We start from the raw sequence: 22269 nt of genomic DNA on the forward strand, positions 1-22269 counted from the left end.
ACAGCCATACACGACCAACCATCGGGCAGAACGACAAATGAGTGTGCATCCTATCCAGCAAGCCCCCACCGACGGCGACGCGATCGATCGGCTGGTGGCATCTCATCGGCCAGGCCACGGCCTGGTGCGTGCCTTCTATCATGACCCGGCGATCTTCGAACGCGACATGGAACGGGTCTTTCGCCGCCACTGGCATTGCCTGGCCCACGCCAGCGTTATCCCGAACCCCGGCGATTTCGAGCTGTTCAAACTAGGCGACGAGGCGGTCATCCTGACACGCGGCATGGATGGCACCGTGCATGCCATGCTCAACGTCTGTCGCCACCGCGGCGCCGAGGTCTGCACCAAGCAGAAGGGCAACGCGAAGATGTTCGTGTGCCCCTACCACGCCTGGACCTATTCCAATGACGGATCGTTGCGCGCTGCCCGCCTGATGCCGAAGGATTTCGACCGCACGGCGCACGGGCTGAAGAAGCTTCATGTCCGCGTCGCATCCGGTCTGGTCTTCATTTCCTTCGCCGAGACGCCGCTCGATTTCGATCCGATCGAACAGTCGCTGCGAACGAGCTGCGGCCAGTATGGCTGGGGCGACGCCAAGGTTGCGTATCGTCAGTCCTACCCGCTCGACGCCAACTGGAAGCTCGCCGTCGAGAACTATGTCGAATGTTACCATTGCGGGCCGGCGCATCCGGAATATTCGCAGACGCATGCGCTGGAAAAGCCGGCAGAAATGATCGAGCAGCTCAATGCGGCGATGGAGCAACGCACCTGCGCGCTCGGCATCGAGATCGGCAGCGCCAACCGCTGGCAGAACTCGGCGGCCGGTCAGGAAGCAATCCACACCTTCCGCTATGCGCTCTATGACGGCGTTTCGAGCGGCAGCCAGGATGGATCGCCGGTGGCCCCGCTGATGGGACGCTTCTCCGACTATGACGGTGGCGTCACTTCCATCCATCTCGGCGGCACGACCTTCCTCGTATGCTATCCCGATCACGGCATGATCTACCGCTTCATCCCGAAAACGGCTGGCACCTGCGAGATGGAACTGATCTGGCTGGTGCGCGGCGACACGGTCGAGGGCCAGGATTACGATCTGGAGAAGCTGACCTGGCTGTGGAAGATCACCACCGAAGAGGACAAGAAGATCATCGAGCACACTGCGCGCGGCGTGCGCTCGCACTATTTCGTGCCCGGACCTATCGCGCCGATGGAATATAACGAACTGCGCTACATCGGCTGGTATCTCGAGGAGATCAGCCGGGCCTGAACGGCTCGGCTGCCTTAGAGCATTCACCGTTTCACGGAAACGGCGATCTGCTCTAACTCTTTGTTTTGACGCAATTCTAGACGGAAAACCGCTCACACTTTTCCTAGAATTGCTCTAGGAGAATCAGGCAGATCTTGCCTTTCGCGTCATTCCGCGCTGAGCCCGTATCGGTCGACGACTTCGGGGTTGATGAGCTTGGCATGCAGCGTCATCAGCACGATCTGCGCGTCGAGGCTGTCACCGGCTTCAAGCGCCGCCTCGATGCGGCGCTCGGCTCCCAGCGTCCGCTCATGGCCATTGGCTTGCTCGAAGGTTTCGGGACCCGCGATGCAATAGCTGCATAATTGTGCCACCGACGCATAGGTGCCCGGTGGCGGCTCGTCGGGCCAGCGATCCTTCATGAGATTGACGAGGGTAAGCTTCACGCCCTCCGGCACAAGGGCTGGATGCAGATCGGCGCCGCGCAATGCATCGTCGAGCTGCCTCAAGTCGCCCGAACGGCCGAACATTCCGAGAAAGCCGAGGGAAGATCGCCGTCCGGCCATGATGTTTCCTTCCATTTCCAGCCCACTTAGGTGGTGGGCAAGCGGATTGCAAAGGCGGTGCTGTCTAACCAGCCGCCGCCAGCAAGATCCCTGCAAGGGCGGATAGCGCGAGTGTCGGCAGCATGCCGACTTTCAGCTTCAGGATGGCGACCATGGCGGCCACGGAAAGCAAGGCCGCGCGCCAGTCGATCGACGAAAGCACCGGCACGTTCATGCCAAGGCCCGTCGCGCGCACCTCACGGAAGATGACGTGCAAGGCAAACCATAGGGCCAGATTCATAATTACCCCGACAACGGCGGCGGTGATCGCGCCCAGTGCGGCCGACAGTGCCTTGTTGCCGCGCAAGGCCTCGATGTAGGGCGCACCGAGGAATATCCAGAAGAAGCAAGGCGTGAACGTCACCCACAGAGTGAGCAAAGCCCCCAGCGATCCGGCAACCAACGGGTCCAGCGAGCCGGAATGGCGGAACGCGGCGATGAAGCCGACGAACTGCAGCACCAGGATGAGCGGCCCTGGCGTCGTTTCGGCGAGCCCAAGGCCATCGACCATTTCACCCGGCGCCAGCCAGCCGAAGGACTGGACGGCTGCCTGTGCGACATAAGCGAGGACCGCATAGGCGCCACCGAAGGTGACGACAGCCATGAGACTGAAGAACCGGCCTATCTCGGTCCAGACGCTTGCAGAGCCGGTGAACCACCAGATCAAAAGAACAGGCCCGAGCCAGAGCGGCAGCCAGATGGCGACGGTGCGCGGTGCATGCCATCTGGTCGGTTTGACATGGGCCAGTTCGCCACGCTCGAACATCAGGTCGACCGCTCCCTTGAAGTCGGCAACATCGTCCTTGCCATGGGCCGAGCCGGAAAACAGGGCGGGAGCAATGCGATCCCCCAGCCATCCCGTCAGGCCGGCTAGCAGGACGATGAGCGGAAAGGGCACATTCAACGCATAGATGGCGATGAACGCCGCGACCGCGATCGACACCATGACCCGGTTCTTGAGGGCACGCCGGCTGATCCGGACCACCGCCTCGACGACAATGGCAAGCACAGCCGCCTTGACCCCGAAAAACAGCGCCGCGACAAGCGGCACGTCGCCATAGAGGACGTAGAGGCTGCTCAAGGCGAGCATGACGAGCGCGCCCGGCAAGACGAACAGGATGCCGGCGACAAGGCCGCCGGCCGTCCTGTGCAGCAGCCAACCGATGTAGATGGCGAGTTGCTGGGCTTCCGGGCCAGGCAGCAACATGCAGTAGTTCAGCGCGTGCAGGAAACGCCGCTCACCGATCCAGCGCCGCTCCTCGACCAGTTCCTTGTGCATCAGCGCGATCTGCCCGGCCGGACCGCCAAAGCTGAGCAATCCGATTTTCGCCCAGACCTTCACGGCCTCGGTGAAGGTCGGTGCAGCCGGCACCGGGACGGTTCCCGCCTTATTGTCCGGGACAAGAGCGGTCACGACGGCTTACCCGCAGCCGGCCAGTTGTGCGTTTCTTCGGTGGCGTCGCGACACCAGCGGAAGAACGCGTCGTAGAGCAGCATGCCTGCTTCCAGTTGTTCCAGATCGTCGCGGTACATACGCGACAGACCAAGCGAGGCAACCAGAAAGCCGGCCGCCTGAGGCACCAGGTCAAGGCTTGCAGTGTCGGCCGCCCGCACGATTGCAGCGAGGCGATCGAGCGCCGCGGATTCCAGCCCGAACTCCTCGATCATCGTGTCGAAGGTGCAGCGCTCGCCGCGATGGCTCCAGAACACATTGTCGATGTCGAACGGCACGGCCTGAAAGCGGTCGGCAACAGCCAACACTTCAGCGGGTTCGACGAACAGGAACACCGCGTCGGGGTCGACGAAACGCCGGATCAGCCACGGGCAAGCGATGCGGTCGACCTTCGGGCGCGATCGCGTCACCCAGACGGTGGCGCCCTTTTCATTGCGTGGCGGCATCTTGGCGGTGCGGGCCAGAAGCCCGCCGGCATCGCGCCAGGCTTCAAAGCCGCCTTCGAGAGATTCAGCTGATATCCCCTCATGGCGCAGCCATGCGGCCACGCCTTGCGAGAGCTTTTGCCCCCTCTGGCAAACGACGGCCACTGGCTTGCCGGCGAACGTGGCCGCCCAGCTTGAAACGGTTTTGAAATCGCGACGGCACGACGCCGGCAACAGCCGCGGATCGGCGTCGAAATCTTCATCTATGCGAACATCGACAATGACTGGGGCGCCCGGCAGACCTATGAGCCGGGACAATTGCGGTACGGTGATAGCGGTTGTTGACGGCATGGCGTCCACCTCCTGAAAAGAGAAGCTTGGACGCGAACGTTGGGCTGACGCCTCACGGGGTCGTCGCGATGCACCCCTTGTCATGATGGTGGATTTGTTGGGCGCGCTTGTCAAGGACGGTGGCCGTTCTCGACCTACCCGGCAGCGATGCAACACGCTGACCGGAAAACCGACGGCGGCCTGATTTGATCAAGCCGCCATCCGTCGATCCAGAATCAATGATTGTCCCTGGGGACACCGCTGGTGTGCGCGACATCCTGGTATTTCACCGCCGGCTTCAGCACCATTCCCTCCGAAAACTGCGCGACCATACCGCGCTGGATCTCCTGCCAGGGCGTCTGGTGCTCGGGATAGTGGAAGCCGCCATTGTTCTGCAGTTCGGCGCGGCGCCGGGTGATCTCGTCGTCGGTGACGAGGATGTCGGCCGTGCCCTTGCGCAAGTCGATGCGGACCCGGTCGCCCGTCTTGAGCAGCGCCAGTCCGCCGCCGATCGCCGCTTCCGGCGAGGCGTTGAGGATCGACGGCGAACCCGACGTGCCCGACTGGCGGCCGTCCCCGATGCAGGCGAGCGCGTGGATGCCCTTCTTGATGAGATAGGCCGGCGGCTGCATGTTGACGACCTCGGCACCGCCGGGATAGCCGACCGGGCCGGCGCCGCGCATGAACAGGATGGTGTGTTCGTCGATGCCTTGCGCCGGGTCGTCGATGCGGGCGTGGTAATCCTCCGGCCCGTCGAAAACCATGGCGTTGCCTTCGAAAGCCTCGGGATCCCTAGGATTGGACAGATAGCGTTCGCGAAACTCGGGCGAGATGCCGCTGGTCTTCATGATCGCCGAATCGAACAGATTGCCCCTGAGATTGATGAAGCCGGCATTGGCCTTCAGCGGCTTGGCGACAGAGCGGATGACGTCGGGGTTTTCGTTGGCGACGCCCTCGCTATTCTCGCCGATCGACTTGCCGTTGACGGTGCGTGCGCCGGGATGCGGCAACAGGTCGCCCTTCATCAGTTCGGCAATGACCGCCGGCACGCCGCCGGCATGATGGTAGTCCTCGCCAAGATATTCGCCCGTCGGCTGCAAATTGACCAGCAGCGGCACATTGAGGCCGACCGTCTGCCAGTCGTCATTGTCGAGCTTGACACCAAGGTGGCGGGCGATGGCATTGAGGTGGATCGGCGCGTTGGTTGAGCCGCCAATGGCCGAATTGACGACGATGGCGTTCTCGAAAGCCTCTCTCGTCATGATGTCGGACGGCTTCAGATCCTCATGCACCATCTCGACGATGCGTTTTCCGGTCTCATAGGAAATCTGGCCACGCTCGCGGTAGGGCGCGGGAATGGCGGCCGAGCCCGGCAACTGCATGCCAAGCGCCTCGGCCAGCGAGTTCATCGTGGTGGCGGTGCCCATGGTGTTGCAATAGCCGGTGGACGGCGCCGACGAGGCGACGATGTCCATGAACTCGTCATAATCGATCTCGCCGGCCGACAGGCGCTGGCGTGATTCCCAGACGATGGTACCGGAGCCGGTGCGCTTGCCCTTGTGCCAGCCATTGAGCATCGGCCCGACCGACAGCGCGATCGCCGGAATGTTGACGGTGGCCGCTGCCATCAGCAGCGCCGGCGTCGTCTTGTCGCAACCGATGGTCAGCACGACGCCATCGAGCGGGTAGCCGTAAAGCACCTCGACCAGGCTGAGGTAGGCAAGGTTGCGGTCGAGCGCTGCGGTCGGCCGCTTGCCGGTCTCCTGGATCGGATGGCAGGGGAACTCGAACGGAATACCGCCCATCGAGACGATGCCTTCGCGCACACGCTTGGCCAGTTCGATATGATGACGGTTGCAGGGCGACAGATCCGAGCCGGTCTGGGCGATGCCGATCAGCGGCTTGCCGGACATCAGTTCGGCGCGCGTCAGGCCGTAATTGAGATAGCGCTCGAGATAGAGAGCCGTCATGCCCGGATTGTCGGGATTGTCGAACCACTCCTGCGAGCGAAATTTTTTCTTATGGGTGGGGGCGCCTGCCATCATGGTCTCCGTATTTGTAAGACAAATCGATATGGCAACGCGCGGGAGCAGGCAAGAGGGCGTGCGGTCGCAACCGGACTTTGGTGCGATAGACACGCCCCAAGCCGTGCGTTACGGGTTCGGACAGTCTTGTCCGGGAGGTTTTCATGGCTTTGGTGATCGAAGGCGAGGAGCGCATTGCCGCACCGCTGCAAAAAGTGTGGGAAGCGCTGAACGATCCCGAGGTCTTGAAGGCGACCATTCCCGGTTGCCAGAGCCTGGAGATGAAGTCGCCGACCGAGATGGCGGCAACCGTGGTGGTGAAGATCGGACCGATCAAGGCGACGTTCAACGGCGAAGTGACGCTGAAGAACCTGAAGCCGCCGCACTCCTACACCATCCAGGGCGAAGGCAAGGGCGGCATTGCAGGCTTCGCCAAGGGTGGCGCCGACGTGACGCTGACGGCAGATGGACCCGACGCCACGATATTGAACTACGCGGCCAAGGCCGATGTCGGCGGCAAGATCGCCCAGCTCGGCAGCCGGCTGATCGAATCGACCTCGAAGAAACTGGCCGGACAGTTTTTTTCCAGCTTCGGCGAGAAGGTCGGCGCGGCCTAGGCTGCAGAGCGGCGGCGGCTGCCGAACAAGCTACTCGAAAACAATACTCGGCACCGCCGCTGCCGCAGCACCACGCTCTTCGTTAACCCGGTCCCAGACCTTCGAGGCGATGTCGCGGTAGATTTTCGCCTCGGCGCCGTCGGGCTTGGAGACGACAACCGGCGTGCCGGCATCCGAGCTTTCGCGAATGCCCATCTCGAGCGGCACCTCGCCGAGGAAGGTGACGCCAAGGCGCTCGGCCTCGCGCCGCGCCCCGCCATGACCGAAGATGTCGTAGCGCTTGCCGGTGTCCGGGGCGATGAAATAGCTCATGTTCTCGACGATGCCGAGCAGCGGCACGTCGACCTTCTTGAACATGTTGAGGCCTTTTCGCGCGTCGATCAGGGCCAGGTCCTGCGGCGTCGAGACGATGACGGCGCCAGCCAGCGGCACCTGTTGGGCCATGGTCAGTTGCGCGTCGCCGGTGCCGGGCGGCATGTCGACGACGAGCACGTCGAGCCGACCCCATTCGACTTCACGCAGCATCTGCGTCAGTGCCGACATCACCATCGGGCCACGCCAGATCATCGGCGTTTCCTCGTCGACGAGGAAACCCATCGACATCACCTTCAGGCCGTAATTCTCCATCGGTTTCAGGATCTTGCCGTCGACGGTCTGCGGCCGGCCGTGGATGTTGAGCAGCCTTGGCATGGACGGGCCGTAGATGTCGGCATCGAGCACGCCGACGCGCAGGCCGTTGGCGGCGAGGCCGAGCGCGATGTTGACGGCGGTGGTCGACTTGCCGACGCCGCCTTTGCCGGAAGCAACGGCAATGATCGCTTCGATACCGGGCACGCCACGCTTGCCCGAGCTGTGCGAGGCCGGCGCGTGCGGAGCCACACGCGGCGCGGCGGCAGCGGGCGCAGCCGGCGGAACGGGCCTGGGTGCGGGGCGCGATGGAACCGGCGCCTCCATGCCGCCGCCCTTCTTCTCCGCCGTCAGCGCGACGACGGCGCCGGCGACACCGGGGATCGCCTTGACGACACTCTCGGCAGCGGCGCGCAGCGGCTCCATTTCCTGGGCGCGGGCGGCGGGAACGGTAATCGAGAAGAAGACCTTCCCGTCGGCGATGAAAATTTCCGAAACCATGCCGAGGTCGACGATGTTGCCGGTGAAATCCGGCCCGTTGACCGTCTTCAGACGCTCGGTGACGATTTCCTTGGTGACGGACATGGCAGTTTTTCCTTACGCAGCTTGCGCCTGAGATGCAGCTTGCACCTGAGATAATGCAGTTTCCGGACAGAACCAAGCCGTGGAGCAATGGCTGTCTTGGCGTGCCTGAAAAACCGGCGGGTCCTGCCGGATTTCATCCGCGCCAAACGTCCTCCAGATAAGCGAGCGCCGATGCGGCCAGCAATCAATCCAGCCGACAGTCGCCAAACGATCGCAGCGACCTATTTCAACGACCAGCACGGGACCGACAAGCCGAGAAGGAGGCGATTATGCTCGCAAACAGCAACGCAACGGCAAATCTGGCGGTAAGCGATCTGGCAAAGGCCAAGGCTTTCTACGAAGGAACGCTTGGCCTGAAACAGGTGCAGGATGAGGGGGGCGAACTGATCGTGTACAAAAGCGGCGATACCACCCTCAACGTCTATCATTCCCAATTTGCCGGAACCAACAAGGCGACAGCGGTGACCTGGATGGTTGGCGACGAGATCGGCAACATCGTCAAGGAGCTGAAGTCGAAGGGCGTCGCCTTCGAGCACTATCAGATGCCGGGCTTGACGCTGGAGGGCGATCTCCACGTCGGTTACGGAATGAAGGTTGCCTGTTCAAGGATCCAGACGGCAACATCCTGAACCTTGTGGACAGGTAGATTTCTTCACCTCACCTCGCCAGGCCAACCGCGAGGTAGGTGAGCGCCGAAATCAAAGCGGTGGCCGGCAAGGTAACGATCCAGGCGATGACGATGTTGCCGGCAATGCCCCAGCGCACGGCCGAGACGCGGCGGGCGGCGCCGACGCCGATGATGGCGCCGGTGATGGTGTGGGTGGTCGATACGGGAACGCCGAGCCAGGTCGCCGCAAACAGCGTGATCGCCCCACCGGTTTCGGCGCAAAAACCCTGCATCGGGTTCAGCCGGGTGATCTTCGAGCCCATGGTGTGGACGATGCGCCAGCCGCCGAACAGGGTGCCGAGCGCCAGTGCCGACTGGCAAGTGAGGACCACCCACAGCGGCACGTAGAAAGTCGCGCCGAGCATGCCTTGCGAATAGAGCAGCACGGCGATGATGCCCATGGTCTTCTGGGCGTCATTGCCGCCGTGCCCGAGGGAATAGAGCGAGGCGGAAAAGAACTGCATGACGCGGAAGGTGCTGTCGACCGCAAACGGCGTCTGGCGCACGAAGAGCCACGAGACGACGAGAACCAGGACGAGCGCCAGGATAAAGCCGGTCGCCGGCGACAAGACGATTGCCGCAACCGTCTTGCCAAGCCCGGTCCAGACGATGGCGCCCACGCCTGCCTTCGCAACACCGGCGCCGACCAAGCCGCCGATCAGCGCATGCGAGCTGCTCGAAGGGATGCCGGCGATCCAGGTGACGATGTTCCAGACGATGGCGCCGACCAGGGCTGCAAAGATCACCGCCGGGGTGACGATGCTGACGTCGACGATGCCTTTGCCTACGGTCTCGGCAACGTGGAGGCCGAAGAACATGAAGGCGATGAAATTGAAGAATGCCGCCCACAGCACCGCATATTGCGGCCGCAGCACGCGGGTGGAAACGATGGTGGCGATGGAATTGGCGGCGTCGTGCAGGCCGTTGAGAAAGTCGAAGAACAGTGCGACGGCGACGAGGCCGGCCAGCACGGGAAAGGCAATGGTTGCTTCCATCACCTAGACATTCTCAATGACGATGCCGCTGATCTCGTTGGCGACGTCCTCGAAGCGGTCGACCACCTTTTCCAGTTGGCCATAAATCTCGCTTCCGATCATATAGGCCATCGGATCGCTGCTGCCGTGCTTCCTGAAGAGATCCTTCAGCCCTTGCTCGTGCAGGTCGTCGGCCCGGCTTTCGACGCGCATCACCTCTTCGGCGATGGCGTTGAGGCGCACAGTATGCGTTGCGACCTTGTTGAGCAGCGGGATCGCCTCGGCCACCAGCTTGGCGGCGGCGACGATGACGCCACCCATTTCCTGCATCAGCGGATCGAACTCCTTGCGCTCGAACAGCTTCACCGTCTTGACCGTCTTGTGCATCATATCGATGGCGTCATCCATCGACTGGATCAGGTCCTTGATGTCGCCGCGATCGAAAGGCGTGATGAAGGAGCGCCGTACAGCCAGCAGGACTTCCGCGGTGATGTGGTCGGCCTCATCTTCGAGATCGATGATTTTCTGGCACCAGAGATCGATATCCCTGCCCTGTAGAAGCTGCTCCAGCGCCTCGGCGCCGCCGACCACGGTGCGGGAATGTCGTTCGAACAGGTCGAAGAAGCGATCTTCGCGCGGCAAAAGCTTGCGGAACCAGCCCAGCATGGTCGATCTCCCAGTTTCATCCACATAGCGCCGCATTCAGCCGCGGGAAACAGGTAGCCGGCTTAAAGGTGTGGATGCAGGGCAATTGTGCGTGGCGCTTGCGGTAGAGCACAATTTCCCCGACCTTGCAGCGAACGACCGGAAAGATCACATGATCGACAAGCTGGAATTCTTCATCGCGCTCGCCAGGGAGGAGCATTTCGGCCGGGCGGCGGAGGTGTGCGGCGTCACGCAGCCGACGCTGTCGGCCGGCATCAAGCAGTTGGAAGGCCAGCTTGGCGTCATGCTGGTTCTGCGTGGCTCACGCTTCCAGGGGCTGACGCCGGAGGGAAAACAGGTGCTGGTGTGGGCACGCCGCATCGTCGGCGACACCAGGACCATGCGCGAGGAAATGCGCGCGGCGCGCCACGGACTTTCGGGCCGTATCCGCATCGCCGCCATCCCGACGGCGCTCGCCATGCTGCCGCGGCTGACGACGCCATTTCGCGAAAAGCATCCCGGCGTCACCTTTTCGGTGCTGTCGCGGACTTCGATCGAGGTGCTGTCGCTGCTCGGCAATTTCGACATCGATGCCGGCATCACCTATCTCGACAACGAGCCGCTGGGGCGGGTGACCAGCGTGCCGCTCTATGACGAGCGCTACCAACTGATCACCGCGATGGGAAATCCCTATTCCGACCGCGACAAAGTGACATGGGCGGAGCTCTCAAGCCTGCCGCTGTGCCTGTTGACGCCGGACATGCAGAACCGCCGCATCATCGACCAGCATCTGGCCGAAGCCGGCGTGCAGGTGCGACCGACGCTGGAATCCAATTCGATGATCGTGCTGTTTTCGCACATCCGCACCGGCAAATGGTCGTCGATCATGCCGCTCAACCTTGCGGAAACATTCGGCTTTTCCGAACCGATCCGGGCCATTCCAATCATCGAACCAGACGCCAGCCACACGGTCGGCCTGGTGGCGACACCGCGCGAACCGCACACACCTTTGGTCTCGGCGCTGCTGGACGAGGCAATGGCGCTGGCGGACGATTTCCATGCCAACCGTTCCACTAGACAGGGTTAGTCAAACGGAACGATAGAAGATTTCTATCGTACAACGAAACCGCTTTATTGATTTCAGAGGTTTTCTCTGGTTTCTTAAGCACTTAGCGATAAAGCGGCACGCGCATGTCGTTGTTCCAAAACAGCTTGATGCTTTTGGCCGATATGCGTGGGTCGCTACGATAGGGAGGGCGCTGCATGACAATGCAGCCTGCAAGTACCGAGATTACGTCGCGCACGGCCGCGATCATCCAGGAGATGAAGGGGCTCGAAGGCCCTTTGCTGCCGATCCTCCACGGCATCCAGGAAGAGTTCGGCCATGTGCCCAAGGATGCGCTGCCGGTCATCGCCGAGGCGCTGAACATTTCCAGGGCCGAGGTGCACGGCGTCGTCAGCTTCTATCACGATTACCGAAGCCATCCGGCAGGCCGGCATGTGTTGAAGCTCTGCCAGGCGGAATCCTGCCAGTCCATGGGGTCGGATGCCATCGCCGCCAAGCTGAAGCAACTGCTGGGCATCGGCTTTCATGAAACGACCCGCGACGGTTCGGTGACGCTGGAGCCGGTCTACTGTCTTGGCCTGTGCGCCTGTTCGCCCGCCGCCATGCTCGATGGCGAGGTGATCGGACGGCTCGATGACGAGAAGCTCGACGAGATCGTTGCAGAGGTGCTCTCATGATCCCGCGTATCTACATTCCCGGCGATTCCGGTGCGCTGGCGCTTGGCGCCGAAAAGGTCGCCAAGGCGATCGCCGGCGAACTCGCCGAGCGCGGCATCGAAGCCAAGATCGTGCGCAATGGTTCGCGCGGCGCCTATTTCCTCGAACCGATGGTCGAAGTCGCTACAGCCAACGGCCGCATCGCCTACGGGCCGGTCAAACCGTCCGACGTCAAAAGCCTGTTCGACAGCGGCTTCCTTACCGGCGGCCATCATAAACGCTGGCTGGGCGCGCCGGACAAGATCCCGTTCCTGGCCAAGCAGACACGGCTGACCTTCGCGCGCTGCGGCGTCACGGATCCGCTGTCGCTCGAATCCTACAAAAAACATGGCGGGTTGAATGGACTGATGAACGCGCTGGCGCTGACGCCTGCCGCCATCGTCGCAGAGGTGACCGAATCCGGCCTGCGCGGGCGCGGCGGCGCCGGCTTCCCGACCGGCATCAAATGGAAGACGGTGCTCGATACAGCAGGCGACCGCAAATACATCGTCTGCAACGCCGATGAAGGCGACTCCGGCACCTTCGCCGACCGCATGATCATGGAGGGCGATCCCTTCGTGCTGATCGAAGGCATGACGATCGCCGGTATAGCCACGGGCGCGACCAAGGGCTTCGTCTATGTCCGCTCGGAATATCCGCATGCGGTGGCGGCGATGAACAAGGCCGTCGAGATCGCCCGCAAGGCCGGCGTTCTTGGCGCCAGCGTGCTGGGTTCCCCTCACGCGTTCGACATGGAGATCCGGGTCGGCGCCGGCGCCTATGTCTGCGGCGAAGAGACGGCGCTGCTCGATTCGCTCGAGGGCAAGCGCGGCATGGTGCGGGCAAAGCCGCCTCTGCCTGCGCATAAGGGGCTGTTCGGCAAGCCGACGGTGATCAACAACGTCATCAGCCTAGCCTCTGTGCCCGTCATCATGGACAAGGGTGCGGCCTTCTACAAGGATTTCGGCATGGGCCGCTCGCGCGGCACGATCCCGGTCCAGATCGCCGGCAATGTCAAATTTGCAGGGCTGTTCGAAGCCGCTTTCGGCATGACGCTTGGCGAGATCGTCGACGAGATCGGCGGCGGCACGGCCACCGGCCGGCCGGTCAAGGCAGTGCAGGTCGGCGGACCGCTCGGCGCCTATTTCCCGCGCGCGCTGTTCGACACGCCATTCGACTATGAAGCCTTCGCGGCCAAGGACGGGCTGATCGGCCATGCCGGTATCGTGGTGTTCGACGACACCGCCGACATGCTGAAACAGGCGCGCTTCGCCATGGAATTCTGCGCCATCGAAAGCTGCGGCAAGTGCACGCCCTGCCGCATCGGCTCGACGCGCGGTGTCGAGACCATCGACAAACTCGCCGCGGGCATCGAGCCGGAGAAGAACCTCGCTCTGGTCACCGACCTCTGCAACACGATGAAATTCGGCTCGCTCTGCGCGCTGGGCGGCTTCACGCCCTACCCTGTGATGAGCTCGATCACCCATTTCCCTGACGACTTCAAGCCCGCGCCCGTGCGCGTGGCTGCCGAATAGGAGCTGGCAGATGAACATCAAGGCCGACTTCCCATCCCTCGTCGAAGAGATCGACTACGGAACCCCGCAATCGAAGGCGCAGAAGCAGGTCACGCTGAACGTCGACGGGCGCAGCATCACCGTGCCGGAAGGCACCTCGATCATGCGTGCCGCGATGGAGGGCGGGGTCGAAATCCCGAAGCTCTGCGCCACCGACATGCTGGACTCCTTCGGTTCGTGCCGTGTCTGCCTTGTGGAGATCGAAGGACGCGGCGGCACGCCGGCATCCTGCACGACGCCTGTCGGCGAAGGCATGATCGTGCGCACGCAGACCGAGCGGCTCGATGCCATTCGCCGTGGCGTCATGGAGCTCTATGTCTCCGACCATCCGACCGGCTGGAACGAACAGGCCGGAACCGGCGCCAGCGAGTTCGACGCGGTGGCGAAGTCGATCGGCCTGACCGAGAACCGCTACGGCATCGAGGGCCGCAACCACGTCAAGCCGGAAGGTGGCGTGGCGCCCGGCCATGGCTCGCTGGCAGTCGATTACATCGCCCGCGACGAATCCAACCCCTATTTCACCTATGATGCCTCGCAATGCATCGTCTGCTCGCGCTGCGTGCGGGCGTGCGAAGAAGTGCAGGGCACGTTTGCGCTGACCATCGAGGGACGCGGCTTCGAATCCCGGGTTTCGGCCGGAATGCACGAGGCGTTCATCGATTCGGAATGCGTGTCCTGCGGCGCTTGCGTCCAGGCCTGCCCGACCGATGCGCTGCGTGAGAAGACGGTGCTTGCCAAGGGCCTGCCGGAGCGCTCGGCCGTCACCACCTGCGCCTATTGCGGCGTCGGCTGCTCGTTCAAGGCCGAGGTGAAGGGTGACGAAGTCGTTCGCATGATGCCCTACAAGGAGGGCAAGGCGAACCACGGCCATTCCTGCGTGAAGGGCCGTTTCGCCTATGGCTACGCCACCCACAAGGACCGCATCCTGTCGCCGATGATCCGCGAAAAGGTCACCGATCCGTGGCGCGAAGTAAGCTGGGAAGAGGCGATCGCCCATACCGCCAAGGAATTCCGCCGCATCCAATACCAGTACGGACGCACCGCGATCGGCGGCATCACCTCGTCGCGCTGCACCAATGAGGAAACCTACCTCGTCCAGAAGATGGTGCGGCAGGGTTTCCGCAACAACAATGTCGACACCTGCGCACGCGTCTGCCATTCGCCGACGGGCTACGGGCTCGGCCAGACATATGGCACGTCTGCCGGCACGCAGGATTTCGATTCCGTCGACTTCACCGACGTCGCCGTCATCATCGGCGCCAATCCGGCTTCCGCTCACCCGGTGTTCGCCTCGCGGCTCAAGAAGCGGCTGCGCCAGGGCGCCAAGCTGATCGTGCTCGATCCGCGCCGCACCGAGATGGTCAAGTCGGCTCATATCGAAGCGGATTACCACCTGCCGCTGAAGCCCGGCACCAATGTGGCCGTGCTGACGGCGCTGGCGCATGTGATCGTCACCGAGGGCTTGTTCGACGAAGCCTTCATCCGCGAACGTTGCGACTGGACGGAGTTCCAGGATTGGGCATCGTTCGTCGCCTTGCCGGAAAACAGCCCCGAAACCGTCGGCAAATTGTCCGGCGTCGATCCCGAGCTGATCCGCGGTGCTGCGCGTCTCTACGCCACCGGCGGCAACGGCGCGATCTATTACGGCCTGGGCGTGACGGAACACAGCCAAGGTTCGACCACTGTGATGGCAATCGCCAATCTCGCCATGGCCACCGGCAATATCGGCCGGCCCGGCGTCGGCGTGAACCCGCTGCGCGGCCAGAACAACGTGCAGGGCTCCTGCGACATGGGTTCCTTCCCGCACGAACTGCCGGGCTATCGCCACATCTCCGGCGAAGCCGTGCGCGATATCTACGAGACCTTGTGGGGCGTAAAGCTGGACGACGAACCCGGCCTGCGCATCCCCAACATGCTGGACGCCGCCGTCGACGGCAGCTTCAAGGGCATCTACATCCAGGGCGAAGACATTCTGCAGTCCGATCCCGACACCAAGCATGTCGCAGCCGGCCTTGCCGCGATGGAATGCGTCGTCGTGCACGACCTCTTCCTCAACGAGACGGCGAACTACGCGCATGTCTTCCTGCCGGGCTCGACCTTCCTGGAGAAGGACGGCACCTTCACCAACGCCGAGCGCCGCATCAACATGGTGCGCAAGGTTCTTGAGCCGAAGGCGCGCTACGCCGATTGGGAGGCGACGCAGGAGCTTGCCCGCGCGATCGGGCTGGACTGGAACTATAAGCATCCCTCCGAAATCATGGACGAGATCGCGATGACCACGCCGAGCTTCGCCGGCGTCTCCTTCGAGCTGCTCGACCGTGTCGGGTCCGTGCAATGGCCCTGCAACGAGAAGGCGCCGCTCGGCACCCCGATCATGCATATCGACGGGTTCGTGCGCGGCAAGGGCAAGTTCATCCGTACCGAATATGTGGCGACGGACGAAAGGACGGGGCCGCGCTTCCCGCTGCTGCTCACCACCGGCCGCATCCTGTCGCAGTACAATGTCGGCGCGCAGACCAGGCGCACCGACAACAGCATGTGGCACTCGGAGGACCGGCTGGAGATTCATCCGCACGACGCCGAGAACCGCGGCTTGCGCGACGGCGACTGGGTCCGGCTGACCAGCCGCTCGGGCGAGACGACGCTGCGCGCGCTGATCACCGACCGGGTGTCGCCCGGCGTGGTCTACACGACGTTCCACCATCCGGACACGCAGGCCAACGTGATCACCACCGACTTCTCCGACTGGGCGACCAACTGCCCGGAATACAAGGTGACGGCGGTGCAGGTCGGCGCCTCCAATGGGCCGTCGGAATGGCAGCGCGACTATGACGAGCAAGCCAAGCAGAGCCGGCGCATCGCGTCTTTGCAGGCGGCGGAGTAGTCTTGAGCGCGCGGCGCAAAGCCACGACGCAGGTATCGCGGCTGGCGCACCGCGCCAGCGGCACTGCTACGGCGAACCGCATGGTGCCGGAAGAGACGCCGGTGGCGTTCTCCTTTGCCGGCACCACGCATGCGGTGATGATGGCAAGCCCGGCCGATTTCGAGGATTTCGCGCTTGGCTTCTCGCTGACCGAGGGCATTGTAGCTGCGCCGGAGGAGATCGAAACCATCGAGGTCGAGGACCATGGCGCCGGCATCGACATCCAGATCCGGCTGAAGGACCGAGCCAACACGCGCTTCGAAGCGCGGCGGCGAAGGCTCGCGGGTCCGGTCGGCTGCGGGCTCTGCGGCATCGAATCGATCGAGGAAGCGATGCGTTCGGTCGATGCGGTTGGTGTGTCAAAGCTTACGCTTGATGCCAACGATATTGTCCGTTCGGTCAAGCTTTTGTCGAAAGTGCAGCCGCTGCACACCGAGACCGGAGCCGTGCACGCCGCCGGCTTCTATGTGCCCGGCAAGGGCATCGTCATGGCGCGCGAAGATGTCGGCCGTCACAATGCGCTCGACAAGCTGGCGGGTGCGCTGGCCAAAGCCGGCATCGAGGGCGCATCCGGTGCTGTCGTGGTGACATCCAGGGTTTCGGTCGAAATGGTGCAGAAGACGGCTTCTATCGGTTCGGCCTTCATCATCGCCGTCTCGGCGCCGACCGCCCTTGCCATCCGCACGGCGCAAGAGTCCGGCATGACGCTGGTGGCGCTGGTTCGCGGCGACGATTTTGATATTTTCACCCACCCCGACCGGGTGATTTGCGGAGTTGCCAAGCATGTCGCATGACGAAGAACACATTATGAGCACTGCCGAGAAGCTGGTGCGCATGGCAAACCAGATCGCCGACTTCTTCCATTCCAAGCCGCGCGAGGAAGGCATTGCCGGCGTCGCCGAGCACATCAACAAGTTCTGGGAGCCGAGGATGCGGCGGCAGTTCTTCGAAATGCTGGACGACGGCACCGGGAACTTCAACGAGTTGGTGGTGGCCGCCTCCGCCAGGATCAAGCGACCGATCACGCCGGCTGCGGCCGACCTCAAACTCGGGCTCAAGCCCTCCCCTGCCGACGTCGCCGCCTCGCAGGAATAGCCGCCAAGCCGCGCCAACTTACATTCACAATCGCTAAAGTTTAAGCTGCCGCAATCTGCGCTGTTCTGCTATGGTTTGACGACCAGAAATCGTCAGGCCGGGGTGGAAATCTCGTGAGGCCGATCGAGACGCGATACGCCTGTAGCGGCGATGTGCGGATCGCCTATCAGGTGGTCGGGCAGGGATCGTTCGATCTCGTCTTCGTGCCGGGCTTCATTTCCAACCTCGACCTGCACTGGGAAGACGAGGGCTACACCAGGCTCTTGAAGCGGCTTTCGGCGTTCTCTCGGCTGATCCTGTTCGACAAGCGCGGCACCGGCCTGTCCGACCGTGTCGACGCGCATAACCTGCCCAGTCTCGAGACGCGGATAGACGATGTGCGCGCGGTAATGGACGCCGCTGGCAGCGGCCGTGCGGCGCTGCTCGGCTCCTCCGAAGGCGCGCCGATGGCAATGCTGTTCGCCGCCACCTATCCGGAGCGGACACGGGCGCTGGCGCTCTATGGCGGCTATGCGCATTTCCACAAATGGGTGATGTCGCCCGAACGCCTCGACGCTTTCATCGAGATGGCGGAGACAGCCTGGGGCACTGGCGCCACGCTGCCCCATTTCGCGCCGAGCCGGGTCGACGACGCGCATTTCGCCCAGTGGTGGGCACGTTTCGAACGATTGTCGGCGAGCCCGACGGCGGCGGCGGCGCTGGCGCGCATGAACGCCGACGTCGACATCCGCCATATCCTGAGCGTGATCAGCGCGCCGACGCTTGTAATCCATCGCCGCAACGATGCGCGGGTCGACCCCGACGCCAGCCGCTTCCTTGCACAGAAGATCCCCGGCGCCCGACTGGTCGAGATTCCCGGACGCGACCATCCGATCTGGACCGGCGATGTCGATGGGGTGGCCGACCTGATCGAGGAATTCCTGACCGGCGAACGCGCCGTGGGCGAAGTAGACCGCGTGCTGGCCGCACTGCTGGTGACACGCATCTACGACACGGCACGGCTCGGCGACCGGATGTGGAGCGAACGCAGCCAACGCTTCCAGGAAACCTGGCGGCTGCTGGTCGGGCGCCATGGCGGGCGCTCTGTGGGCCTGCATGGCGAGTTGATGATTTCGCGCTTCGACGGCCCGGCACGCGCCATACGCTGCGCGGCAGCGCTGCGCGAGGCGGCGCAGGAAATCGGCGTGGCAAGCGCACAAGGGGCGCATGTCGGCGAGATCGAAGTGCGCGGTCCACCCGTTGGGACGACGGCGCGGGTGGCAATGCAACTGGCCGCCCATGCCGGCCGCGGCGACATTATCGCGTCGCGTCTGATCGCCGATCTGGCGGCTGGGTCGGGCCTGCATTTCACCGACGCCGGGCGCATCAGTGTCGACGAGCTGGAGCAGCCGCTGGCGCTGGTCCATGCGACGTCCGAACAGCATCTGGAACCCGCCTGCCGGCCCAAACCCAAGACCGCCGAGCCGGCCGCATTGACGGCGCGCGAAAGCGAGGTGGTGAGCCTCGTCGCCGACGGCAAGAGCAATGCCGCGATCGCCGCCGAATTGCGGCTGAGCGAACACACGGTCAAGCGCCATGTCGCCAACATACTGCTCAAGCTGGATCTGCCGTCGCGGGCGGCGGCGGCGGCGTTTTCGGCCAGGCACCCTGGCCCGCACGGGCCATGAGAGCCATGGCGCTTTCGGGCGAAGCGGCCATGGGCGGGTAAGCGCTATCAATTCTCTCCACGCAGGCTAGGCGGATGTCGCTGGAAAAGGCGCTGCGAACGGAGGAGGAAATGCTGAAGTCGAACCGGACACTCAAATTGCTTGTGATCGCTGCAAGCGTTGGCGCGTTGTTCGCCATCTCTCCCGCAAAGGCCGAGGACGCGTCCGCGGCGGCCGCCTACAAGGACATCGAGGCAACGCTCGGCTCGGTGCCGGACATGTTCAAGACCCTGCCGGATGTGGCCGTCGCCGGCGCCTGGGCCGAGATTAAGGGCGTGCAGCTCAACCCGAAGACGGCGCTTGACGGCAAGACCAAGGAACTTTTGGGCCTCGCCGTCGCGGCGCAGATCCCATGCCAGTACTGCATCTATTTCCACACCGAGGCGGCCAAGCTCAACGGCGCCAGCGACGAGGAGATCAAGGAGGCGGTGGCGATGTCCGCCATCGTGCGCCATTGGTCGACGATGCTCAACGGCAGCCAGGTCGATCTGACGACCTTCAAGAAGCAGACCGACGACGTATTCGCGGCCGTCAAGGCGAAGTCGCAGTAAGAACCACTGCCCGGCGATGAGCGCCGGACGGCACATCGACCATCAACCGCCCGGTCGGAAGACGGGCCAATGGAGGATGAAATGCTGACCAAGACCCAAACAGTGGACGGCGCCGCGATCAAGAAGGCGATCGAAACCCGTGACGGCAAGATGCTGTCGAGCTTCTATGCCGAAGACGCGCTGGTGCGGGTGATCGACCGCAACAACCCGCCGAGCAAGCCGCGTGAAATCCGCGGGCGCGCGGCGATCACCACATTCTGGGACGACATCTGCAGCCGGGCGATGACCCACAAGGTCGACACCACCATCGCCGACGGCGACAGCCTCGCCTTCACCCAGGCCTGCGCCTATCCGGACGGCACCAAGGTGTTCTGCGCAGCGATGCTGGAGCTGAAGAACGGTCGGATCGCAAGACAGACCGTCGTGCAGGCCTGGGACGAGTAGATCAACAACCGTGGATCAACCGCGGCCTGGGCCGCAACCTGGAGGAGAAGACGATGTTCAGCGCCAGATGGCAGATCGACGCCAAGTTCGGACACAAGCAGACCGTGCTCGACCTGTTGAAGAAATGGGAACGCGAGATCGGGTCACAGGTCGGCCTCGACGAGCTGGAATTCCAGATCATGACCGGTTCGATCGGCGCGCGGGAGGCGACGGTCGAGTCCCATCACCAGGTCGAAAGCCTGGCCCAGTTGGAGGCGTTCTTCGCCAAGATCGGCAAGATCGACGCGCACGCGAAATGGGGCAAGGAGATCGAGCCCTATGTCGTGTCTGGCACCAGCCTGTGGAATATCTATCGCATCGTGGAGTAGTGGTCTGCGGTCTTACCTCTCCTCTTGTGGGAGAGGTCGGATTGCCCCGATTTGTCCTTCACAAATCGGTTGGCAACCCGGGTGAGGGGTAAGCTGGCGTCAAGCTGGAACACCCCTCATCCGTCTCGGCGCTACGCGCCGATCCACCTTCTCCCACAAGGGGACAAGGCAAAACTAGCCATGCGCAACCATCACATGCCGCACGGCGGTGTAATCCTCCAGTGCGTAGAGCGACATGTCCTTGCCGTAGCCGGACTGCTTCAACCCGCCATGCGGCATCTCGTTGGTCAGCATGAAGTGGGTGTTGATCCAGGTGCAGCCATATTGCAGGCGGGCGGCCGTCGCCATGGCGCGCGAGACATCCTTGGTCCATACGGATGACGCCAGGCCGTAGTCGCTGTCATTGGCCCAGTTCACCGCCTCGTCGACTTCCGAAAAACGAGTAACCGAGACGACCGGGCCGAACACTTCGCGGCGCACGATCTCATCTTCCTGCAGCGCGCCGGCGACGACGGTCGGCTGGTAATAGAAGCCGGAGCCCTCGCCCGGCTTGCCGCCGGTGGTGATCTCGATGTGTTTCAGTTCCGAGGCGCGCTCGACGAAGCTCGAGACGCGGTCGCGCTGGCGGCGCGAGATCAGCGGGCCGATTTCGTTTTCGGTATCGTCGGGGCGGTCGTACTTGATGGTCGAGACGGCCGAGGAGAGATCGGCGACGAGCTTGTCGTAGATCTTCTTGCCGGCGTAGATGCGGCAGGCGGCGGTGCAGTCCTGGCCGGCATTGTAATAGCCGAAGGCACGCAGGCCGTTGACCACGGCGCCGAGGTCGGCGTCGTCGAAGACGATGACCGGCGCCTTGCCGCCGAGCTCGAGATGCGTGCGCTTGACCGACTTGGCGGCCGCCTGCAGCACCTTCTTGCCGGTGGCGACATCGCCGGTGATCGAGATCATGTTGACCTTGGGATGATTGATCAGCGTGTTGCCGACGCTGTCGCCGCGGCCGAGCACGACATTGACGACGCCTTCGGGCAGGATGTCCGCAAGGATTTTTGCCAGCTTCAGCGCCGTCAGCGGTGTCTGCTCGGACGGTTTGAAGACGACGGTGTTGCCGCCGGCGATCGCCGGCGCCAGCTTCCAGGCCATCATCATCAGCGGATAGTTCCACGGCGCGATGGAAGCGACGATGCCAATGGCATCGCGACGGACCATCGAGGTGTGGCCGGGAATGTATTCGCCAGCGACGACGCCCGGCATCGAACGGACGGCGCCGGCGAAGAAGCGGTAGCAATCGACGATCGCCGGGATTTCGTCATTGAGCACGGCGTTGATCGGCTTGCCGCAGTTGAGCGCCTCGAGCGTGGCGAACTCCTTCGCGTCGGCTTCGATGCGGTCGGCGATCTTCAGCAAATAGCCGGAGCGCTGCGCCGGCGTGGTGCGCGACCACAAGACGAACGCCTGTTCGGCAGCAGTGACCGCCGCCTCGATCTGCGCCTGGCTGGCCTCGGGCAGGTTGAGGATGGTCGCCCCGGTCTTTGGATTGAGGATCGGCTCCTCGGTCTCGGTGCCCTTCTCGAATTTCGAGCCGATCAGCATCTGGGTGTCCATAAGGTTTCTCCCTTTACAGAAGCGAGTAGCGAGTAGCTGAAAGCGAG

General features: G+C 63.2%; 20 protein-coding genes and 1 pseudogene. 13 read left to right on the plus strand and 8 right to left on the minus strand.

Going from position 1 to position 22269, the window contains the following annotated elements:
- Positions 1 to 37 precede the first annotated feature (37 nt).
- Positions 38 to 1267, plus strand: a complete 1230-nt coding sequence (locus EN955_RS10715) for an aromatic ring-hydroxylating dioxygenase subunit alpha (RefSeq protein ID WP_013528000.1) — start codon at positions 38 to 40, stop codon at positions 1265 to 1267.
- Positions 1268 to 1413: 146 nt separating this feature from the next.
- On the opposite strand, the gene EN955_RS10720 is transcribed toward EN955_RS10715, so the two are convergent.
- The 4 genes from EN955_RS10720 to EN955_RS10735 form a co-directional block, all read right to left on the minus strand.
- Entirely contained in the window at positions 1414 to 1812 is a 399-nt protein-coding gene (locus tag EN955_RS10720) for a hypothetical protein (protein ID WP_024503380.1), read from the minus strand.
- A gap of 64 nt (positions 1813 to 1876) precedes the next feature.
- A complete protein-coding gene (chrA, locus tag EN955_RS10725) occupies positions 1877 to 3265 on the minus strand; it encodes a chromate efflux transporter (protein WP_024503379.1) in 1389 nt (462 codons plus the stop codon).
- Positions 3262 to 4080, minus strand: a complete 819-nt coding sequence (locus EN955_RS10730) for a chromate resistance protein ChrB domain-containing protein (RefSeq protein ID WP_024503378.1) — start codon at positions 4078 to 4080, stop codon at positions 3262 to 3264. Before EN955_RS10730 ends, chrA begins: the two co-directional genes overlap by 4 nt.
- Positions 4081 to 4295: 215 nt before the next feature.
- Entirely contained in the window at positions 4296 to 6101 is a 1806-nt protein-coding gene (locus EN955_RS10735; protein ID WP_013528004.1) for an IlvD/Edd family dehydratase, read from the minus strand.
- 146 nt (positions 6102 to 6247) lie between these two features.
- Here EN955_RS10735 and EN955_RS10740 point away from each other — a divergent pair, with 146 nt between their 5' ends.
- Positions 6248 to 6700, plus strand: a complete 453-nt coding sequence (locus EN955_RS10740) for a carbon monoxide dehydrogenase subunit G (protein WP_013528005.1) — start codon at positions 6248 to 6250, stop codon at positions 6698 to 6700.
- A 30-nt stretch (positions 6701 to 6730) separates the two neighbouring features.
- On the opposite strand, the gene EN955_RS10745 is transcribed toward EN955_RS10740, so the two are convergent.
- Complete coding sequence (locus EN955_RS10745; RefSeq protein WP_024503377.1) at positions 6731 to 7912, minus strand: Mrp/NBP35 family ATP-binding protein; 1182 nt, start codon at positions 7910 to 7912, stop codon at positions 6731 to 6733.
- 269 nt (positions 7913 to 8181) lie between these two features.
- Between EN955_RS10745 and EN955_RS10750 the strand changes: the two are divergent.
- A pseudogene (locus EN955_RS10750) lies at positions 8182 to 8558 on the plus strand (VOC family protein).
- 11 nt (positions 8559 to 8569) lie between these two features.
- Here the strand turns inward: EN955_RS10750 and EN955_RS10755 are convergent.
- Both EN955_RS10755 and EN955_RS10760 read right to left on the minus strand, forming a co-directional pair.
- Entirely contained in the window at positions 8570 to 9574 is a 1005-nt protein-coding gene (locus EN955_RS10755) for an inorganic phosphate transporter (protein WP_013528008.1), read from the minus strand.
- 3 nt (positions 9575 to 9577) lie between these two features.
- The gene (locus EN955_RS10760) at positions 9578 to 10219 is read right to left on the minus strand and encodes a DUF47 domain-containing protein (RefSeq protein ID WP_013528009.1); all 642 of its coding nucleotides are present in this window, start codon (positions 10217 to 10219) and stop codon (positions 9578 to 9580) included.
- Between the two features lie 151 nt (positions 10220 to 10370).
- Here EN955_RS10760 and EN955_RS10765 point away from each other — a divergent pair, with 151 nt between their 5' ends.
- The 10 genes from EN955_RS10765 (at position 10371) to EN955_RS10810 (ending at position 20620) form a co-directional block, all read left to right on the plus strand.
- Positions 10371 to 11285: a LysR family transcriptional regulator gene (locus EN955_RS10765; RefSeq protein WP_024503376.1), complete on the plus strand. Its 915-nt coding sequence runs from the start codon at positions 10371 to 10373 to the stop codon at positions 11283 to 11285.
- A 176-nt stretch (positions 11286 to 11461) separates the two neighbouring features.
- The gene (locus EN955_RS10770; protein WP_013528011.1) at positions 11462 to 11941 is read left to right on the plus strand and encodes a formate dehydrogenase subunit gamma; all 480 of its coding nucleotides are present in this window, start codon (positions 11462 to 11464) and stop codon (positions 11939 to 11941) included.
- A complete protein-coding gene (locus tag EN955_RS10775; RefSeq protein WP_013528012.1) occupies positions 11938 to 13494 on the plus strand; it encodes an NADH-quinone oxidoreductase subunit NuoF in 1557 nt (518 codons plus the stop codon). The genes EN955_RS10770 and EN955_RS10775 overlap by 4 nt, the downstream gene beginning before the upstream one ends.
- Positions 13495 to 13504: 10 nt before the next feature.
- The gene (gene fdhF / locus EN955_RS10780) at positions 13505 to 16417 is read left to right on the plus strand and encodes a formate dehydrogenase subunit alpha (RefSeq protein ID WP_024503375.1); all 2913 of its coding nucleotides are present in this window, start codon (positions 13505 to 13507) and stop codon (positions 16415 to 16417) included.
- Between the two features lie 2 nt (positions 16418 to 16419).
- On the plus strand, positions 16420 to 17250 hold the full coding sequence (gene fdhD, locus EN955_RS10785; RefSeq protein ID WP_024503374.1) for a formate dehydrogenase accessory sulfurtransferase FdhD: 831 nt from the start codon (positions 16420 to 16422) through the stop codon (positions 17248 to 17250).
- Positions 17240 to 17551 (plus strand): formate dehydrogenase subunit delta, encoded by a 312-nt coding sequence (locus tag EN955_RS10790; RefSeq protein ID WP_013528015.1) that lies wholly within the window; start codon positions 17240 to 17242, stop codon positions 17549 to 17551. The genes fdhD and EN955_RS10790 overlap by 11 nt, the downstream gene beginning before the upstream one ends.
- Before the next feature lie 113 nt (positions 17552 to 17664).
- A complete protein-coding gene (locus tag EN955_RS10795; RefSeq protein WP_024503373.1) occupies positions 17665 to 19218 on the plus strand; it encodes an alpha/beta fold hydrolase in 1554 nt (517 codons plus the stop codon).
- Between the two features lie 110 nt (positions 19219 to 19328).
- The gene (locus EN955_RS10800; protein ID WP_013528017.1) at positions 19329 to 19808 is read left to right on the plus strand and encodes a carboxymuconolactone decarboxylase family protein; all 480 of its coding nucleotides are present in this window, start codon (positions 19329 to 19331) and stop codon (positions 19806 to 19808) included.
- 81 nt (positions 19809 to 19889) lie between these two features.
- Complete coding sequence (locus EN955_RS10805) at positions 19890 to 20252, plus strand: nuclear transport factor 2 family protein (RefSeq protein WP_024503372.1); 363 nt, start codon at positions 19890 to 19892, stop codon at positions 20250 to 20252.
- 53 nt (positions 20253 to 20305) lie between these two features.
- Positions 20306 to 20620: a hypothetical protein gene (locus EN955_RS10810; RefSeq protein ID WP_013528019.1), complete on the plus strand. Its 315-nt coding sequence runs from the start codon at positions 20306 to 20308 to the stop codon at positions 20618 to 20620.
- 174 nt (positions 20621 to 20794) lie between these two features.
- Here the strand turns inward: EN955_RS10810 and EN955_RS10815 are convergent, their stop codons facing one another.
- Complete coding sequence (locus EN955_RS10815) at positions 20795 to 22222, minus strand: gamma-aminobutyraldehyde dehydrogenase (protein ID WP_013528020.1); 1428 nt, start codon at positions 22220 to 22222, stop codon at positions 20795 to 20797.
- Positions 22223 to 22269: the final 47 nt, after the last annotated feature.

The organism is Mesorhizobium sp. M7A.F.Ca.CA.001.04.2.1 (assembly GCF_003998485.1).
Classification (GTDB): Bacteria; Pseudomonadota; Alphaproteobacteria; order Rhizobiales; family Rhizobiaceae; genus Mesorhizobium; species Mesorhizobium ciceri.

What these genes read in the sequence shown, in the direction of transcription:
- fdhF (WP_024503375.1), top strand. Translation starts at nt 13,505, where the DNA reads ATGAACATCAAGGCCGACTTCCCATCCCTCGTCGAAGAGATCGACTAC.
- EN955_RS10815 (WP_013528020.1), bottom strand. Translation starts at nt 22,222, where the DNA reads ATGGACACCCAGATGCTGATCGGCTCGAAATTCGAGAAGGGCACCGAG.
- EN955_RS10765 (WP_024503376.1), top strand. Translation starts at nt 10,371, where the DNA reads ATGATCGACAAGCTGGAATTCTTCATCGCGCTCGCCAGGGAGGAGCAT.
- EN955_RS10720 (WP_024503380.1), bottom strand. Translation starts at nt 1,812, where the DNA reads ATGGCCGGACGGCGATCTTCCCTCGGCTTTCTCGGAATGTTCGGCCGT.
- EN955_RS10790 (WP_013528015.1), top strand. Translation starts at nt 17,240, where the DNA reads ATGTCGCATGACGAAGAACACATTATGAGCACTGCCGAGAAGCTGGTG.
- EN955_RS10745 (WP_024503377.1), bottom strand. Translation starts at nt 7,912, where the DNA reads ATGTCCGTCACCAAGGAAATCGTCACCGAGCGTCTGAAGACGGTCAAC.
- EN955_RS10770 (WP_013528011.1), top strand. Translation starts at nt 11,462, where the DNA reads ATGACAATGCAGCCTGCAAGTACCGAGATTACGTCGCGCACGGCCGCG.
- EN955_RS10805 (WP_024503372.1), top strand. Translation starts at nt 19,890, where the DNA reads ATGCTGACCAAGACCCAAACAGTGGACGGCGCCGCGATCAAGAAGGCG.
- EN955_RS10760 (WP_013528009.1), bottom strand. Translation starts at nt 10,219, where the DNA reads ATGCTGGGCTGGTTCCGCAAGCTTTTGCCGCGCGAAGATCGCTTCTTC.
- EN955_RS10755 (WP_013528008.1), bottom strand. Translation starts at nt 9,574, where the DNA reads ATGGAAGCAACCATTGCCTTTCCCGTGCTGGCCGGCCTCGTCGCCGTC.
- EN955_RS10800 (WP_013528017.1), top strand. Translation starts at nt 19,329, where the DNA reads ATGCTGAAGTCGAACCGGACACTCAAATTGCTTGTGATCGCTGCAAGC.
- EN955_RS10730 (WP_024503378.1), bottom strand. Translation starts at nt 4,080, where the DNA reads ATGCCGTCAACAACCGCTATCACCGTACCGCAATTGTCCCGGCTCATA.
- EN955_RS10775 (WP_013528012.1), top strand. Translation starts at nt 11,938, where the DNA reads ATGATCCCGCGTATCTACATTCCCGGCGATTCCGGTGCGCTGGCGCTT.
- EN955_RS10740 (WP_013528005.1), top strand. Translation starts at nt 6,248, where the DNA reads ATGGCTTTGGTGATCGAAGGCGAGGAGCGCATTGCCGCACCGCTGCAA.
- EN955_RS10810 (WP_013528019.1), top strand. Translation starts at nt 20,306, where the DNA reads ATGTTCAGCGCCAGATGGCAGATCGACGCCAAGTTCGGACACAAGCAG.
- EN955_RS10735 (WP_013528004.1), bottom strand. Translation starts at nt 6,101, where the DNA reads ATGGCAGGCGCCCCCACCCATAAGAAAAAATTTCGCTCGCAGGAGTGG.
- EN955_RS10715 (WP_013528000.1), top strand. Translation starts at nt 38, where the DNA reads ATGAGTGTGCATCCTATCCAGCAAGCCCCCACCGACGGCGACGCGATC.